This window comes from Silicimonas algicola, assembly GCF_003148765.1.
Classification (GTDB): Bacteria; Pseudomonadota; Alphaproteobacteria; order Rhodobacterales; family Rhodobacteraceae; genus Silicimonas; species Silicimonas algicola.
This window is the reverse complement of record NZ_QGGV01000002.1, coordinates 343784-359946: the sequence shown is the minus strand read 5'-3', so window position 1 is coordinate 359946 and position 16163 is coordinate 343784. Positions and strand designations below refer to the sequence as shown.

Genomic DNA, 16163 nt, shown 5'->3' with positions numbered 1-16163 from the left:
GACATTGCCCGAGGAGACGCACGAATGACCCCGACCGAAGCCAGCGCCCGATCGCTCGAGATCTGCCGCCTCGCGCCCGTGATCCCCGTCCTGACGGTCGAGGACGCAGCAACCGCCGCCGACCTCGCCCGCGCGCTGGTCGCAGGCGGCCTTCCCGCGCTCGAGGTCACGCTGAGGACGCCCGCAGCGCTCGAGGCCATCCGCGAGATGGCAGGCGTCGAGGGTGGGGTCGTGGGGGCAGGCACGCTTCTGACGCCAAAGGACGTGCAGGCAGCCGTCGACGCAGGCGCGCGCTTCGGCGTGTCGCCGGGTGCCACCGACCGGCTTCTCGACGCGGCCGAGGAAGCGGGGCTGCCCCTCCTTCCCGGCGCCGTCACGCCCTCCGAGGTGATGCGACTTCTCGAGCGCGGCTACACCACGATGAAGTTCTTCCCCGCCGAGGCCTCTGGCGGCGCCCCTGCCCTCAAGGCCTTTGCCGGCCCCCTGCCCCGCGCGGTCTTCTGCCCCACGGGCGGCGTCAGCCTGAAGAACGTGCGCGACTACCTGTCGCTGCCGAACACCGTCTGTGTCGGCGGCTCGTGGGTGGCGCCCGCCGACAAGGTGGCGGCCACGGACTGGGCCGGGATCGAGACGCTGGCGCGGGAAGCGGCGGCTCTGTCCTAGGCCTCGCTTCGTCCCCTGCGGCCGCCCCTCCGACGCGCGCTTGGCGGATTCTCGAGGGCGTCTGTCAGGATGGCCGTCATTGGATGGCCCGGCGCGGTCCCGCCGTGGCGCTCGAGAAGCGTGCGGATCGTCGGCGCCACGGCACCGTCGGGCGCCGAGATGGCCCAGTCGAGGAAGATCGACCGGCATTCCTCGGGCGTGATGCCCTCGATGTTGTAGCTTTCGCGGATCAGCCCGCGCGGGTCCGGGTCGGTGTCCGTCATGGGGTGCCCCTGTCGTTCAGATGCGTGTCGGCAATGGTGCGGATCTCGTCGGCCCAGGCCGCGATCCGAACGGCCAGATCGTCCAGCGTGTCGGTTCCGGTGCCGCGCAGCAGGAAGGCCGTCGCACTTGCGCCGAAGTCTGCTGCGCTGTCGGCGTCGCCCAGGACCAGCCGGCGGCCGGCCTGCACGCGCCAGAACAGGGCTGCGGCCTCCTCAAGCCTGTCCCGCTCGATCTCGGTCAGGCTGAACGAGGCCGCGGCCGCCGCGAGCTGTTCGTGCATCCGACGCTCGGGCGAGGCGGCGAGAAGCGTGCCTGCCTGGACGAAAAGCTCGATGTCCTGCAGCCGCCCCGGGCCGGGCCGCGTTTCCAGACCCTCGCGCGCGGGCTTTGCCTCGGCAAGACGGACGCGCATGTCGGCCACGTCGGTCTTCACCTGGTCCGCATCGCGGGGCAAGGCCAGCACGTCGCGCCGGATCGCCTCGATCTCGTCCATGAGATCGGGCGGCCCCGCCATCGGGCGGGCACGGGTCAGGGCAAGGTGTTCCCAGGTCCAGGCTTCGGTCTTCTGATAGGTGCGGAACGACTCGAGCGATGTCGCCACCGGCCCCTGACGGCCCGACGGCCTGAGCCGCATGTCGACCTCGTAGAGCCGTCCCTCGGCGGTCGGAGCGGAAAGCGCCGTGACCAGCGCCTGCGTCAGCCGTGCGTAGTAGGTGCGCGTCGGCAGGGCGCGGCGGCCGTCCGACGTCTCGACCCCCGCGCCGTCGTAGATGACGATCAGGTCGAGGTCCGAGGCCGCGTTCAGCCTCTCGGCACCGAGCGATCCCATCCCGAGGAGCGCCGCGCCGCGCCCGGGCGGCCCGCCATGCTTCTTCGCGAATTCGGCGGTAACCACGGGCCAGAGCGCCCCCACCACGGCGCCGGCAAGGTCGGCATACTGGTGCCCGCTGGCGTCGGGATCGACGAGGCCGCGCAGGAGGTGGACGCCGATGCGGAAGTGCCATTCCCGCGACCAGATCCGCGCAAGGTCGAGCCGCTTTTCATAGTCGTCCTCAGCCGCAAGGCTGCGGGTCAGCATCCCCGCCAGGGCTGCGCGTCCCGGCCAGTCGGCGAAGAACTGGCCGCCGATCACTGCGTCGAAGACGCCGGAATTGCGCGAAAGATAGCGACCGAGTCCGGGCGCCGTGTCGACGATATCGACCACGAGGTCGAGAAGGGACGGATTGGCCTCGAACAGCGAGAAAAGCTGCACGCCCCCCGGCAGACCGCCGATGAAGCCCTCGACGTTCAGAAGCGCCTCGTCGGGGTTCTGCGCCCGGTCCAGCCGTTCGGCCATGCGCGGCCAGACACGGCGGAAGATCTGGCGCGAACGCGGGCTGCGCAGCGCCGGAAAGCCGTTCCAGCGTTCGAGCATCGTCTCGCTCGACGGAATCGAGGTCGAGACGTCTGAGGTCGCGGCCGGTCGGGCGTCGGGAACGAAGAACCCTTCGGTCAGGCACGACACGCGGGTCAGGCGCTCTTCTATCTCGCGGGCGTAGTCGTCGGTCTCGCGACCTGCGAGGGCGGCGAGGCGGGCGAAATCCTCGGCGGTCTCGGGCAGGCAATGCGTCTGCTGGTCGGCGATCATCTGGACGCGATGCTCGGCCTCGCGGTGCGCCCGGTAGTCGGCGATCAGCGTTTCGGCGTCTTCGTCGCCGACCCAGCCTTTCGCGGCGAGGACGCGCAGGCCGCCGACGGTGTCGCGCGTCCGAAGCTCGGGGTCGCGGCCCCCGGCGATGATCTGGCGGGTCTGAGTGAAGAATTCGATCTCGCGGATGCCGCCCTGCCCCAGCTTCAGGTCGTGCCCCTTGTGCGAGGGCGCGCCGTGCAGACCCTTGTGGTCGCGAATGCGAAGCCGCATGTCCTGCGCGTCCTGGATCGCCGCATAGTCGAGGTGCCGCCGCCAGACGAAGGGGGTGAGCGTGTCGAGGAACCGCTGGCCCGCGGCCACGTCGCCGGCGCAGGGCCGCGCCTTGATGTAGGCGGCACGCTCCCAGGTGCGGCCGAAGCTCTCGTAATAGCGCTCGGCCGCTCCCATCGAGATCGCGACCGGCGTCACCGACGCATCGGGCCTCAGGCGCAAATCGGTGCGGAAGACGTATCCCTCGGCGGTTCTCTCGGACAGGATCTGCGTCATGGTGCGGACGGCCCGGACAAAGCCCGTGCGCGCCTCGGCATAGTCCTCGGGGTCGAAGCGGGTCTCGTCGAAGAGGCAGATCAGGTCGATGTCGGACGAATAGTTCAGCTCGAAAGCGCCCATCTTGCCCATTGCGAGGACCGCGAGCCCCGCGCCGGTGTCGACGTCGTCTTCGGTCTGGCCGGGAATGCGCCCTTTTCCGACCTCGCGCAGAAGGGCAGCACGCAACGCCGCAGCGACGGCGCGGTCGGCGAAGCGCGTCAGCGCCCCCGTCACCTCCTCGAGCGTCCAGACGCCGCCGAGGTCAGCGAGGGCCACGAGAAGCGCTGTCCGGGACTTCAGACCGCGCAGCGTCACGCCCGCGTCCCGCACGTCCTCGAGAACCGGCGTCGCGAGGATCGCCTCCATCGTCTCTTCGGGCGGGACGACCAGCGCCTGGGACAGCCATTCGGCGTCGCGGCGGATCAGGTCGCAGAGATAGGGCGACGATCCGGCCGCCCCCCGGACAAGCTCGGCCGCCCGCGCAGGCAGGTCCGGCACGAGGGCCAGAGCCTCGTCCCCCCGGTCGGGATCGTGGGCGCGCGGCGCGCGGGCGATGCGGTCCGAAAGGGTCGTCGTCATGGCCGGACGCTAGCAGCCCGGCCCGCCCCCCGGAAGAGCTTGCAGAACGCGTCGGTGGCGGGTCAAAGTCGCGCCCATGAGCAAAAGCCTCGCCCGCGTGACCTCCGCCCTCGCCGCCCTGGGGATCGAGACCGATGTCATGGAAATGCCGGGCGAAACCCGCACGGCGCAGGACGCCGCGCGCGAGGCGGGTTGCGCCGTCGACCAGATCGCCAAGTCGATCATCTTCCGCGGCGAGGCCAGCGACGGCGTCGTCCTTTTCATCACGGCGGGCGGAAACCAGGTCGATGCCGGGAAGGCCGGTGCGGTCGCGGGTGAACCCCTCGGGCGTGCCGACGCGGCCTTCGTGCGCGACCGGACGGGCTTCGCCATCGGCGGCGTCGCCCCGGTCGGTCACCTGACGCCAAGCCGCATCTTCTTCGACCCGAGGCTTCTGGATTTCGACGTCGTCTATGCCGCCGCCGGGACGCCCCGGCACATCTTTCCCGTCGCTCCGGCGCTTTTGCTGAACGCCACGGGCGGTCACGAGGCCGATTTCACCTGATCGCAGGCGGGGCGAGACGCGTTTCGGCGCTTGTCTGCAAAAAATGTAAAAATCGTTCACATACCCTCTTGAAGGCAGGTCGCCCCCTTCCGATATTCGGGATGTGAAAGCAATTCACATAGACCCGCACCATTCGGAGAAAGGACCCGAAGATGACCACCGCGACACTCAACGCCATGCCTGCCCGCCGCGGGGGCAACCCCATCAGGCGCGCAGAAGGATGGCTCGACGCACGCGGCAAGGCCGCATGGATCGCCGCGACGGTGGTCGGCTTTGTCGTCTTCTGGCCGATCGGGCTCGCTCTTCTCGCCTACATGATCTGGGGAAAACAGATGTTCAAAGGTAACTGCTCCACCGCCCGCCAGGGCCGCTTCGGACACACCGCGTTCCGGTCCTCCGGCAACACCGCGTTCGACTCCTACAAGGCCGATACGCTGAAGCGCCTCCAGGACGAGCAGGATGCCTTCGAAGCCTTCCTCCAGAGGCTCCGCGACTCCAAGGACAAGGCCGAGTTCGACCAGTTCATGGAAGACCGCGCCCGCAAGCAGAAAACGGACGTCGAGGGCGACGCTCTCGACGCCTGACACCGGAGGGGCTTCCGCACTTTCGGCGGCGGCCCCTGCCAACCGTCCCCTCCAAGGGGCCGCCGACACTTCCTATCTAAAGGGGACAGGAGACACCGATGGACATGACACACGACATCCGGACCGGCCTTCCCGATCCAGACACACATCCCGAGTTCTACGACGACGTTCCCGTCAAGCGCCTGATGGCCTGGGTCGTCGACGTGGGCCTGATCGCCGTTGTGACGGCCGCGATCTCGGTCTTCACGCTGTTCCTCGCTCCGCTCTTCCTCCCGCTGTTCCTGGTTGTCGGCTTTCTTTACCGCTGGATGACCATCTCGGGCGGCTCTGCGACGCTCGGCATGAGGCTGATGGCGATCGAGCTGCGCGCGGCGGACGGCGAGCGGCTGGACGGGCTGACCGCGTTCCTTCATGTCGCGGGCTATACCGTTTCGGTCATCACCTTCCCGCTTCAGCTCATCTCGATCGTGCTGATCCTGACGACCGCGCGCAAGCAGGGGCTGACGGACATGGTCCTTGGGACTGCGGCCATCAACCGTCACGCCTGACTACAGCCATAATGGGGGATTGGCGCTTCGGGATCGGGGCGCTAGTCTTTGAGTCCGAAAGCCAGTCCCGCCGCCTTAGGTTACCATGCGCCACACCCTTCCACTCGCGCCGCAATTCTATGTCACGGCGCCCCAGCCCTGCCCGTATCTCGACGGCAGGATGGAGCGGAAGCTGTTCACCGCCCTTCAGGGCGACTATGCCGAGCAACTGAACAACGCGCTGTCGAAGCAGGGATTCCGCCGCTCGCAGAACGTGCTCTACCGTCCCTCCTGCGCGGAATGCTCGGCCTGCCTGTCGGCACGCATCCGGGTCGCGGATTTCGAGCCCTCGCGCAGCCAGCGCCGGAACCAGAAGCGGAACGACGGTCTGCGCCGCGACGCGACCTCTCCCTGGGCGACCGAGGATCAGTACGCGCTGTTCCGCGCCTACCTCGACGCCCGCCACGCCGACGGCGGCATGGCCGACATGGACATCTTCGAGTTCGCCGCGATGATCGAAGAGACCCCGATCCGCTCGCGCGTCGTCGAATATTCGGACCGCGTCGACCGCCAGAAACGCCTGCGCGCCGTGTGTCTCACCGACGTTCTCGATGACGGGCTGTCGATGGTCTACAGCTTCTACGATCCCGATGTCGCGGACCGGGGCCTGGGCACCTATGTGATCCTCGATCACGTGGAGATCGCGCGCGAGGCGGGGCTGCCTTACGTCTATCTCGGCTACTGGGTGCCGGGATCGGCGAAGATGGGCTACAAGGCCAACTTCTCGGCGCTCGAGGTCTATTCTCGCGGCGCCTGGCAGAACCTCGGCGACCCCGACAGCTATTCCGCCGACACGCACCCGCTGTCGACCGATCCCATCGCAGAGCAGGTCGCGCGCATCAGCCTGCCCGATACGCGACCCACGCGCTGACCCATCCCCACCGTCGAAATAAGACGTCCCGCCGTGGCGGGACGCTGCGTGGCGTCAGTTGTTTGGCATCAGGTCGGGAACGATCGTCACGACCTCCGGGAAGAACCACAGAAGGGCCAGCCCCAGGATCTGGATCAGCACGAAGGGAATGATGCCGCGATAGATATGCCGCGTCGTGACCTCGGGCGGGGCGACGCCGCGCAGGTAGAACAGCGCGAAGCCGAAGGGCGGCGTAAGGAACGACGTCTGAAGGTTCACCGCGATCATGATCGTCACCCACTTCGGGTCGAAGGTGCCGCCATAGATGACGGGACCGACGATCGGGATGACGATGTAGATGATCTCGAGAAAGTCGAGCACGAAGCCCAGGAAGAACAGCACCAGCATCACGATCAGGAAGACAGTGAACTCGTCGTCGAAGCTCTTGAGGAAGTCCTGGATGTAATGTTCGCCGCCGAAGGAGATCACCACGAGGTTGAGAAGCTGCGACCCGATGAGGATGGTGAACACCATGCTCGTGACCTTTGCCGTCTCGCGGACGATAGGCCCCAGGACACCCGACGCGAGCAGGACCCAGCAGGCGTAGAACAGCCCGAAGAGCGCGAAGAGATACGTCGCCTGGGCAACGAAGAAGGCGATCCAGTTCTCGGTCGTGGTGTTCGACCCGACGCGGAGGTCGAAGTTGAACCCGATCAGCAGCATGATGACCAGCGCGAAGCTCGACATGATGATGACCCGGCCGCTGCGGTTCTGGTCCTTCCGCTTCCTGTAAGCCGCCAGCAAGATCGCGCCGCCGGCACCCAAGGCCGCCGCAGGGGTCGGGTTGGTGATGCCGCCCAGGATGGATCCCAGGACAGCCACGATCAGCACCAGCGGCGGGAAGACGACGCGCAGAAGCTCGTTCCGGCCCAGACGCTCGACCGCGATGCGGCAGGCCCAGATGACGATGGCAAGCGGGATCAGGAGATAGACGAAGGTCATCCCCGGCGTCGTGGTCGGCATGATGAGGAAGGCATCGACCAGAAGCGCCAGCACCACCCCGCCCAGGCCGATCCACAACGGCCTCGGGTCCGAACTGGGCGACACGCCGAGGGCGGTCGTCAGGACGAGCGACAGGATCAGGAAGCCGACGGCGACGCCGGTGCCGATCGGCGCGGCGTCGAGGATCTTCTGCATCGTGCGCTGTGCGCGCTCTTCCTCGGTCAGCTGCACGGCCTGTTCAACGCCGCCCGCGGCATCGATCTCGGCCTGCTGCTCAAGCGCCCGATCCCAGGCCGCCTGGCCATGAAGCTCGATCATCGCCTCCTGGCACTGGAGCGAAACCTTGGTGCGCAGTGAGGCGGTCTGGCCCGCCTCCGAGAAGCTGTCGACACGCGTGCTCTGGTTGCCGACGACCCCGAAGGACATCGCGACGATCAGCCCGCCGATCAGGAGGATGGGCGCACCGAGATACCAGGTCAGCGCCTCGTTCCGGGTCACGATCTCGGAGGTCGATTCGCCGAATTGAACGGCCGGCGCCTTGGACGGGTTCAGAAGAGCGAAGCCGAAGGCGTAAAGGCCATAGAGCACCGCCAGAAGGATCCCCGGCAGCAGCGCTGCCTGGAACAGCGTGCCGACCGACACGACCGCAGGCTCGCCCAGGTAGGTCAGCGCATCCGAGCAGCCGACGAGCGAGGCGCGCTCCTCCTGCGCGGCGGCGTAGAGGTCGCCGGCGAGGGTGCCCAGAAGCACGATGACGATGGAGGGCGGAATGATCTGGCCCAGCGTGCCGGAGGCGGCGATGACGCCGGTCGCAAGCTCGGGCGAGTAGTTGTTGCGCAGCATCGTCGGCAGGGCGAGCAGGCCCATGGTCACGACGGTGGCGCCGACGATCCCCGTCGAGGCGGCGAGGAACGCGCCCACCACGACGATAGACACCGCAAGTCCTCCCGGAAGCGGTCCGAAGACCCGCGCCATCGTCAGAAGCAGGTCGTTGGCGATCTTCGAGCGTTCGAGCGTGATGCCCATCATCACGAACATCAGCACGGCCAGCAGCGTCTCGATCGACGCGCCGGCGAGCACGCGCTCGTTCATCCGGTTCACGATGAACGACACGTTGCGGTCCATCGCCAATTCCCAGCCCTGCGGGAAGACGGGCACGCCCAGGCGCGGCAGGTCGGGATAGGAGAACACCGATATGGCGTCGGGTCGTATCCCTTCTCGAACCAGAGCGGAGTAGTCGGCGCTCGACGTGTCGATGGCCTGGTGGATCAGCAGACCCGCGCCGTCGAGCCCGGCGATGATCGCGAACGAGATCACCGCCGCGCCGCCGATGGCGAAGGCCACGGGGAAGCCCGACAGGATGCCGCCGAAGAGACATAGGAAGACGATCAGAAGACCGATCTCTACGCCGTCGAGTCCAAGAAGCATCTGTCAGTCCTCAGTGATGTTCATCGATGGCGTGCACGAGCTCGGCATTGGGATCGCCAAGGGCATCGCGGTCGAGATACTTGCCTTCGCTCTCCGGCCCTTCCTTCCACTCGAGGAACGAGCGGTAGAAGAAGGCGATGGCCTGGATGAACACCATCGCGCAGAAGGCCAGCAGCAGGACCTTGAACAGGAAATAGCCGTTGAAGCCGTTCGGGCTGAAGCCGATGGTCTCGACGTTCCACCGCAGGGCGCGCGCCTTCATCATCGTCTGTTCCAGCGTCTGGCTGGCCGAGGGCTTGGGGACGACGAGGTGACGCCACAGGAAGTACCAGGCGTACATCCACGTCAGGACTGCCGTCGGGATCATGAAGAACAGCGAGCCCAGCATGTCGAGGACGCGCTTGGTGCGGTACGAGACGCCGGAATAGATCAGGTCGACCCGGACGTGACCACCTTGGATGAAGGTGTAGGACACGCATAGGCACACGACGAGCGCGTTCCAGAGCTTCAGTTCCTCGGACCACCACGAGACATCCTTGGTCAGCGGCGTGCCGAAACCGAGCGTGATCTGGGCGCTGGCGAAGACCCGCTGGACGAAGATGATGATGATCTGCTGAATCACCATGATGAGGCCGGCCCAGGCCGCAACGCGGCCCACGGCGTTGCCGAACCCCTCGAGGATGCGGACAGCGCCCCACATGATGCCGTTCTTCCACAGCCCCAGCCCCGTCAGGACAAGGAAGGCCACGAAGACGATGAAGAAGAACTCGACCGAACCGCCGTAATAGATCACCCGGCTCACGGCTTCGGGGTCGCCCATGTCCAGCCACAGGTTCGGATGGGTGATGGCGTAGAAGAAGTTATAGAACGCCAGGGCGATGTTCGTGAAGAACCACGAAAGACCTTCGACCACTGTCCCCTCCCGAATGGTCCGTCTGTCTTGGAAAGGGGCCCGGCTGGGCCCCTTTCGTCGTTGAGGTCAGTCTCAGCCCAGGACGCGGTCGCGCTGCGCAAGGTAGGCGCCGGTCGACTTGGCGATCCATTCGGACGAGGACCGCATCGAGGCCATCGCGCTGTCGTAGATCTTCTTGTAGAGCTCGTCGCCCATGTTCTCGTCGTGGACTTCCTGGCTTGCACGGCCGAAGGCATCCCAGACCGCATCCGGGAATTCGCGGACCGTCACGCCGGCCGACTGAAGACGCTGGAGCGCCGCGGCGTTCTCGGACAGGAACTGTGCGAGGTTCCACTGGTGGCACTCGGCCGAGGCGATCTCGATGATCTTCTGTTGCGTCGGCGTCAGGCTTTCAAAGACCTCGCGGTTGGTGGCCAGCGACAGGCCGGCACCCGGCTCGTGGAAGCCCGAGGTGTAGTAGATCTTGGTGATTTCCTGGAAACCGGCCTTCTCGTCCGCCCAGGGTCCGATCCACTCGGTCCCGTCGATGGCGCCCGAGGCAAGCGCCTGGTACACTTCGGCGCCGGGCAGGTTCTGGACGCTCGCGCCCAGCTTGCCGAGGGCCTGGCCGCCGAGGCCGGGCATCCGGAACTTGAGGCCCTGGAAATCCTCGGGGCTGTTGATCTCGGACTTGAACCAGCCGCCCGACTGCGCGCCGGTGTTGCCGGCGAGGAAGGACTTCAGGCCGAAGATCTGGCCGAGCTCGTCGTGAAGCTCCATGCCGCCGTCCATGTAGTACCAGTTGACCAGCTCCTGCGCCGTCATGCCCATGGGCACGGCGGTGAAGAAGGCATAGCCCGGATGCTGGCCGACGAAGTAGTAGTCGGCGCCGTGGTACATGTCGGCCTGGCCGGAGGTCACCGCGTCGAAGACCTCGAAGGCGCCGACGAGTTCGCCCGCGGCCTTGAGGTCGACGGTGACCTGGCCGTCCGTGAGCGCCGTGATGTTGTCGGCGACGCGCTGCGCGCTGTCGTGCACGCCGGCAAGGCCGCGGCCCCAGGTGGTGACGAGCGTCAGCGTGCGGTTGCCCTGGGCATAGGCCGGGGCCGCCAGCGAGGTGGCGGCGGCCGCCGAGCCGCCGATGGCGGTGTTCTTAAGGAATGAACGACGATCCATGTGGTTATCCTCCCAAATACGCATGGCCCGCTTTCACAAGCGGATCGTTGCAAGTGGCGCGACACTAGAGGGAGCCATGTGTCAGGGGAATACCCGTTATTGAGTAGACGCAAGGGAATGCGGGGCGTTTTTCGCCCTGTTAGCGCCGCATGCGGATGCGGCGAGCCTTGCCCGGCAGGCGGCGACCTGCAATGAAACCGGCAGGGACGAATGACGAGACGCGGCATCGAAACACTCGACCAGCGCCTGTCGCGGCGCTATCGGCGGAAGTTCCTGCTTCTGGCCGCCGTTCCCCTCGTTCTTGCCGTCGCGGCGATGGCCGCGTTCGTGGCGCTCCAGTCGCGCACGCTCGCCGAACGCGAGATCGCGGCGCTGGAGCGCGAGTTGATCGCGGCCAAGAAGGCGGAGCTGAAAAATTACATCTCGATCGCCCGAACCGCCATTGGCGCCGTCTACGGCAACGCCTCGCCTCTCGACGAAGAGGCGAAGGTCGAGGTGATGCAGTCGCTGGCGGCGATGATCTACGGGCAGGACGGATACTTCTTCGTCTTCGATTACGACGGCACCAACCTCGTCGCACCCCGCCAGACGCATCTCATCAACCGCAACTGGCTGGATCTCGAGGGCACGGACGGCACGAAGATCGTGCAGCGCTTCATCGAACTCGCCCGCTCGGGCGGCGGCTACCAGACCCACGACTGGCCCAAGCCCACGACCGGCCGGCAGGCCGAGATGATCTCCTATGTCGTCGGCTTTCAGGACTGGAGATGGGCGCTTGGCACCGGCATCTTCATCGACGACGTCCGCGAGACGGTCGCTTCGGCGCGTGCCGGCGTCGAGGCGCGGGTCCGTCGCAACTTCCTGTGGATCGGCGCCATCGCCGCCGGGGCGCTCGTCGCGGTCTTCGCTTCGGGTCTCTTCGTCAACATACGGGAGCGTTCCCTCGCCGACGCCGCGCTCAAGCGCCTCACGCAGCGCATCATCGACACCCAGGAGGAGGAACGCGGCCGCGTCGCGCGCGAGCTTCATGACGGGATCAGCCAGATGCTCGTGTCGGTGCGCTACGCGCTCGATCTGGCCGAGAGGCGGTTCCGCTCGGGCGACGGACGTGCGGCGGAAAGCCTGCGGAAGGGCCTCGACGGGCTGACGACCGCGATCCAGGAGGTGCGCCGCATCAGCCGCGACTTGCGTCCAGGCACGCTCGACGACCTGGGCCTGGGGCCGGCCCTCAAGACCCTGACCGACGAGTTCACCGAGCGGACCGGCATCGCCTCCGAACTCGAGACGGTGGTGTTCCGCAACCGGCTGGATGACGACGCCAAGATCGCACTCTTCCGCGTCGCACAGGAGGCGCTGACCAACATCGAGCGGCACGCAGTCGCCTCCGAAGTGAAGATCCGCGTCTACGGCCACCGCAAGGGCGCCACGCTGCGCATCCAGGACGACGGCCACGGCTTCCGTCCAGACCAGGTGTCGGGCGGTCTCGGCCTGCGCAACATGCAGGAGCGCGTCGAGCAGCTTGGCGGCACCTTCCGCATCCTCGCCTCGTCCACCGGCACCGTGATCGAGGCCGAGGTGCCCCTGACCCACCTTCTCAGACCAGACACCGAAACCAAGGAAAGCGCATGACCGCACCTGTCCGCGTCCTCATCGCCGACGACCATCCGATGGTGGCCGAGGGGATCGAAGCCATCCTCGACACCTACGACGACCTCGAAGTCGTCGGCACCGCGCCGGACGGGCGCGCGGCGGTCGAGGCGGCCGAAAGGATGAGACCCGACGTGGTGCTGATGGACCTCAACATGCCCGGCCTCACCGGGCTTGCCGCAACCGAACTGATCCTCGAGCGCTGTCCCGACATGCGCATCCTGATCCTGTCGATGCACGACAGCGCCGAATACATCTCGACGGCGCTCGCGCACGGCGCGAAGGGCTATGTCCTGAAGGACGTGCCCACGGACGAGATCAAGATCGCTATCGACGCCGTGATGCGGGGCGAGACCTATCTCTGCACCGGCGCCAAGTCGCAGCTCTCGCCGAAGAAGATCGCGGACGGGCGCGAACCGCTGACCTCGCGCGAGCAGACGATCCTTCTCCAGCTCGCGCAGGGCCGCTCGAACCGCGAGGTCGCCGACAGCCTCGACATCAGCGTCCACACGGTCGAGACGCATCGGAAGAACATCCGCCGCAAGCTGGGGATCAGTTCCACAGCCGGTCTGACGCGCTACGCGCTCGAGCACGGCGTCCTGCAGGGCACCGGCACCTTCTGATAAAAGTTGCGCGAGGTGCCGCCGCCACGCAAGAAATGGAAATTTGGCGGTTGACGCTCCCCACCCTCCTGCATAGTGTCCCGGGACCGATAGGAGACCTTCGTGGAACGGATCGTAGTCGTACTTGTAGGACGGTGGTGCATGGGCCGGTAACGGACGCCATAACGGTTCCCATGCGCCCTCGGATCACTCCCGGGGGCTTTTTTATGCGCAGGACAAGGACTTGGGCGCGATGAGCAAGAAGCAGATGACCGGAGCGAGAATGGTCGTGGAGGCCCTGAAGGACCAGGGCGTCGAGGTGGTGTTCGGCTATCCCGGCGGCGCGGTTCTTCCGATCTACGACGAGATTTTCCAGCAGAACCGGATTCGCCACGTCCTCGTGCGGCACGAACAGGGCGCGGTTCACGCCGCTGAAGGCTATGCCCGCTCGACCGGCAAGCCGGGCGTCGTCCTCGTGACCTCGGGGCCCGGAGCCACCAATGCCGTGACCGGCCTGACCGACGCGCTACTCGACTCGATCCCGATCGTCGTGCTGACAGGCCAGGTTCCGACCTTCATGATCGGCACCGACGGCTTCCAGGAGGCCGACACCGTCGGCATCACCCGGCCCTGCACCAAGCACAACTGGCTGGTGAAGGAGACCGACCGCCTGGCGCCCGTGCTGCACGAGGCGTTCCACGTCGCCGTGTCGGGCCGTCCCGGTCCGGTGCTGGTCGACATTCCTAAGGACGTCCAGTTCGCGACCGGCACCTATGTCTCACCCAAGGACACGAAGACCTCGCACTATGCGCCCCGCACCAAGGGCGACGCGGACATGGTCCGCGCGCTGGTCGAGGCCATCGAGGGCGCGAAGCGTCCCGTCTTCTATACCGGCGGCGGCGTCATCAACTCCGGCCCCAAGGCCTCGCGCCTTCTGCGCGAGCTGGTCGACACGACGGGCTTCCCGATCACCTCGACGCTGATGGGCCTCGGCGCCTATCCCGCCAGCGGCAAGGGCTGGCTCGGGATGCTGGGGATGCACGGGCTCTACGAGGCCAACCTCGCGATGCACGACTGCGACCTGATGATAAACGTCGGCGCCCGCTTCGACGACCGCATCACCGGCCGCATCCAGGATTTCAGCCCCAACTCGGTCAAGGCGCACATCGACATCGACCCGTCCTCGATCAACAAGGTCATCCATGTCGAGATGCCGATCATCGGTGACGTGGCCTCGGTCCTCGAGGATGTGCTGGCGGTCTGGAAGGAGCGCGGCTCGCGCGTGAATGGCAAGGCGCTGAAGGACTGGTGGAAGCAGATCGCCGAGTGGAAGGCCATCGACTGCCTGAAGTTCCGGCAAGAGGGCAAGACCATCAAGCCGCAGCACGCGGTGCAGCGCCTCGAGGCGCTGACGAAGGATCACCCCGACCGCTACATCTGCACCGAGGTCGGACAGCACCAGATGTGGGCCGCGCAGTACATGGACTTCGACGAGCCGAACCGCTGGATGACCAGCGGCGGCCTGGGAACCATGGGCTATGGCTTCCCGGCGTCCATCGGCGTGCAGATGGCGCATCCCGACGCGCTCGTCATCAACGTCGCGGGCGAGGCATCGTGGCTGATGAACATGCAGGAGATGGGCACCGCGATCCAGTACCGCCTGCCCGTGAAGCAGTTCATCCTGAACAACGAACGCCTCGGCATGGTCCGCCAGTGGCAGGAGCTGCTGCACGGCGAGCGGTATTCCCACTCGTGGTCCGAGGCCCTGCCCGATTTCGTCAAGCTCGCAGAAGCCTTCGGCGCGAAGGGCATCCGCATCGACGACCCCGCCGACCTCGACGAGGGCATCCGCGAGATGCTGGCCTACGACGGCCCCGTGATCGTCGACTGCCTGGTCGAGAAGCACGAGAACTGCTTCCCCATGATCCCCTCCGGCAAGCCGCACAACGAGATGATCCTCGGCGAGAACGCGGACACCAGGAACGCGATCAAGGAAGGCGGGGCGGTGCTGGTGTGATGCGAAAGTCCTTCGGCACCCACGCCTTGCGTCGCGTCCTTGCCCTCGCCACGCTTCTTGTCGCCCCCTTTGCGGCATGGGCAGAAGAGGTCGGCAAGGTCGGCGTCGACTGGGTCGGCAACGACATCATCGTCGAGGCGATCAACGATCCGCAGGTGCCCGGCGTCACCTGCCACGTCGCGTACTTCGAGCGCAGCCTCATCGACCGGCTGTCGCAGGGGAACTGGTTCGAGGATCCCTCGAACGCCTCGATCGCCTGCCGTCAGACCGGCCCCATCACCATCGGCGACATCGACCGCTCGAAAGAGGGCGAAGAGGTGTTCCGCCAGTCCCGCAGCCTTGTTCTCAAGTCGATCCGCATCAAGCGGATCTACGACGAGGCGAACCAGACCCTCATCTACCTCGCTCACGCCCGCGAGTTGACGGAAGGATCGGCCAAGATGTCGATCTCGACCGTTCCGCTCTGGCAGGCCGGCACTCAGGACTAGGAAGCACAGATGTCCGCCTTGAAGATCAAGAAAGGCTCCTCCAGCCATTCCGCCTACGACCTGCGCGACCCCAATGTGCAGACGGTCGAACGTCACACCCTCGCGGTGATCGTGGCGAACGAGGCGGGCGTGCTGGCGCGCGTCATCGGCCTCTTCTCCGGCCGGGGGTACAACATCGAGAGCCTGACCGTAGCCGAGGTCGATCACGAGGGGCACCGGTCGCGCATCACCGTCGTCACCACCGGCACGCCCTCGGTGATCGAGCAGATCAAGGCCCAGCTTGGCCGCATCGTCCCGGTCCACGAGGTCCACGACCTCACGACCGAAGGTCCGGCGGTCGAGCGCGAGCTGGCGCTCTTCAAGGTCTCCGGCAAGGGCGAGCGCCGGGTCGAGGCGCTGCGCCTCGCGGACATCTTCCGCGCCAACGTGGTCGACTCGACGCTGGAAAGCTTCGTCTTCGAGGTCACCGGCACCTCCGAGAAGATCGACGCCTTCGCCGACCTCATGCGTCCCCTCGGTCTGGACGAGATGGCGCGCACGGGAATCGCGGCGCTGTCGCGGGGCAAATCGGGTCTCTGACGCCCGCACCTTCCCCGATCCCCACTTGCTTTTCGACCCACCA

Annotated in this window: 15 protein-coding genes; 10 read left to right on the top strand and 5 right to left on the bottom strand. The window is 66.5% G+C overall.

What is annotated here, in order from left to right:
- The first annotated feature begins 24 nt into the window (after positions 1 to 24).
- Entirely contained in the window at positions 25 to 663 is a 639-nt protein-coding gene (gene eda / locus C8D95_RS06150) for a bifunctional 4-hydroxy-2-oxoglutarate aldolase/2-dehydro-3-deoxy-phosphogluconate aldolase (RefSeq protein ID WP_109758284.1), read from the top strand.
- Here eda and C8D95_RS06145 read toward each other — a convergent pair.
- Together C8D95_RS06145 and C8D95_RS06140 are read right to left on the bottom strand one after the other, a co-directional pair.
- A complete protein-coding gene (locus C8D95_RS06145) occupies positions 660 to 926 on the bottom strand; it encodes a hypothetical protein (protein WP_109758283.1) in 267 nt (88 codons plus the stop codon). The two genes, eda and C8D95_RS06145, sit on opposite strands and share 4 nt — an antisense overlap.
- A complete protein-coding gene (locus tag C8D95_RS06140) occupies positions 923 to 3724 on the bottom strand; it encodes a [protein-PII] uridylyltransferase family protein (protein ID WP_109758282.1) in 2802 nt (933 codons plus the stop codon). The genes C8D95_RS06145 and C8D95_RS06140 overlap by 4 nt, the downstream gene beginning before the upstream one ends.
- 76 nt (positions 3725 to 3800) lie before the next feature.
- Here C8D95_RS06140 and C8D95_RS06135 point away from each other — a divergent pair, with 76 nt between their 5' ends.
- The 4 genes from C8D95_RS06135 to C8D95_RS06120 all read left to right on the top strand — a co-directional run bounded on the left by C8D95_RS06135 (position 3801) and on the right by C8D95_RS06120 (position 6310).
- Positions 3801 to 4268, top strand: a complete 468-nt coding sequence (locus tag C8D95_RS06135; protein WP_109758281.1) for a YbaK/EbsC family protein — start codon at positions 3801 to 3803, stop codon at positions 4266 to 4268.
- A gap of 152 nt (positions 4269 to 4420) precedes the next feature.
- A complete protein-coding gene (locus C8D95_RS06130; protein ID WP_109758280.1) occupies positions 4421 to 4852 on the top strand; it encodes a DUF2852 domain-containing protein in 432 nt (143 codons plus the stop codon).
- A gap of 104 nt (positions 4853 to 4956) precedes the next feature.
- A complete protein-coding gene (locus C8D95_RS06125; protein WP_109758535.1) occupies positions 4957 to 5400 on the top strand; it encodes an RDD family protein in 444 nt (147 codons plus the stop codon).
- Positions 5401 to 5485: 85 nt separating this feature from the next.
- A complete protein-coding gene (locus C8D95_RS06120) occupies positions 5486 to 6310 on the top strand; it encodes an arginyltransferase (RefSeq protein WP_109758279.1) in 825 nt (274 codons plus the stop codon).
- Between the two features lie 54 nt (positions 6311 to 6364).
- Here C8D95_RS06120 and C8D95_RS06115 read toward each other — a convergent pair whose 3' ends face one another.
- From C8D95_RS06115 to C8D95_RS06105, 3 genes are all read right to left on the bottom strand, one after another.
- Positions 6365 to 8719, bottom strand: coding sequence for a TRAP transporter large permease (locus tag C8D95_RS06115; RefSeq protein ID WP_109758278.1), 2355 nt, complete (start codon positions 8717 to 8719; stop codon positions 6365 to 6367).
- Positions 8720 to 8729: 10 nt separating this feature from the next.
- A complete protein-coding gene (locus tag C8D95_RS06110; protein ID WP_109758277.1) occupies positions 8730 to 9632 on the bottom strand; it encodes a TRAP transporter small permease subunit in 903 nt (300 codons plus the stop codon).
- A 72-nt stretch (positions 9633 to 9704) separates the two neighbouring features.
- Entirely contained in the window at positions 9705 to 10787 is a 1083-nt protein-coding gene (locus tag C8D95_RS06105; protein WP_109758276.1) for a TRAP transporter substrate-binding protein, read from the bottom strand.
- Between the two features lie 210 nt (positions 10788 to 10997).
- Here C8D95_RS06105 and C8D95_RS06100 point away from each other — a divergent pair, with 210 nt between their 5' ends.
- The 5 genes from C8D95_RS06100 (at position 10998) to ilvN (ending at position 16120) form a co-directional block, all read left to right on the top strand.
- Positions 10998 to 12416, top strand: a complete 1419-nt coding sequence (locus C8D95_RS06100; RefSeq protein WP_109758275.1) for a cache domain-containing protein — start codon at positions 10998 to 11000, stop codon at positions 12414 to 12416.
- Positions 12413 to 13057: a response regulator transcription factor gene (locus tag C8D95_RS06095; RefSeq protein ID WP_109758274.1), complete on the top strand. Its 645-nt coding sequence runs from the start codon at positions 12413 to 12415 to the stop codon at positions 13055 to 13057. The genes C8D95_RS06100 and C8D95_RS06095 overlap by 4 nt, the downstream gene beginning before the upstream one ends.
- A gap of 232 nt (positions 13058 to 13289) precedes the next feature.
- Positions 13290 to 15053: an acetolactate synthase 3 large subunit gene (locus tag C8D95_RS06090; RefSeq protein WP_109758273.1), complete on the top strand. Its 1764-nt coding sequence runs from the start codon at positions 13290 to 13292 to the stop codon at positions 15051 to 15053.
- Positions 15053 to 15541 (top strand): CreA family protein, encoded by a 489-nt coding sequence (locus C8D95_RS06085; RefSeq protein ID WP_420902627.1) that lies wholly within the window; start codon positions 15053 to 15055, stop codon positions 15539 to 15541. The genes C8D95_RS06090 and C8D95_RS06085 overlap by 1 nt, the downstream gene beginning before the upstream one ends.
- 9 nt (positions 15542 to 15550) lie before the next feature.
- Entirely contained in the window at positions 15551 to 16120 is a 570-nt protein-coding gene (gene ilvN / locus C8D95_RS06080; protein WP_109758272.1) for an acetolactate synthase small subunit, read from the top strand.
- Positions 16121 to 16163: the final 43 nt, after the last annotated feature.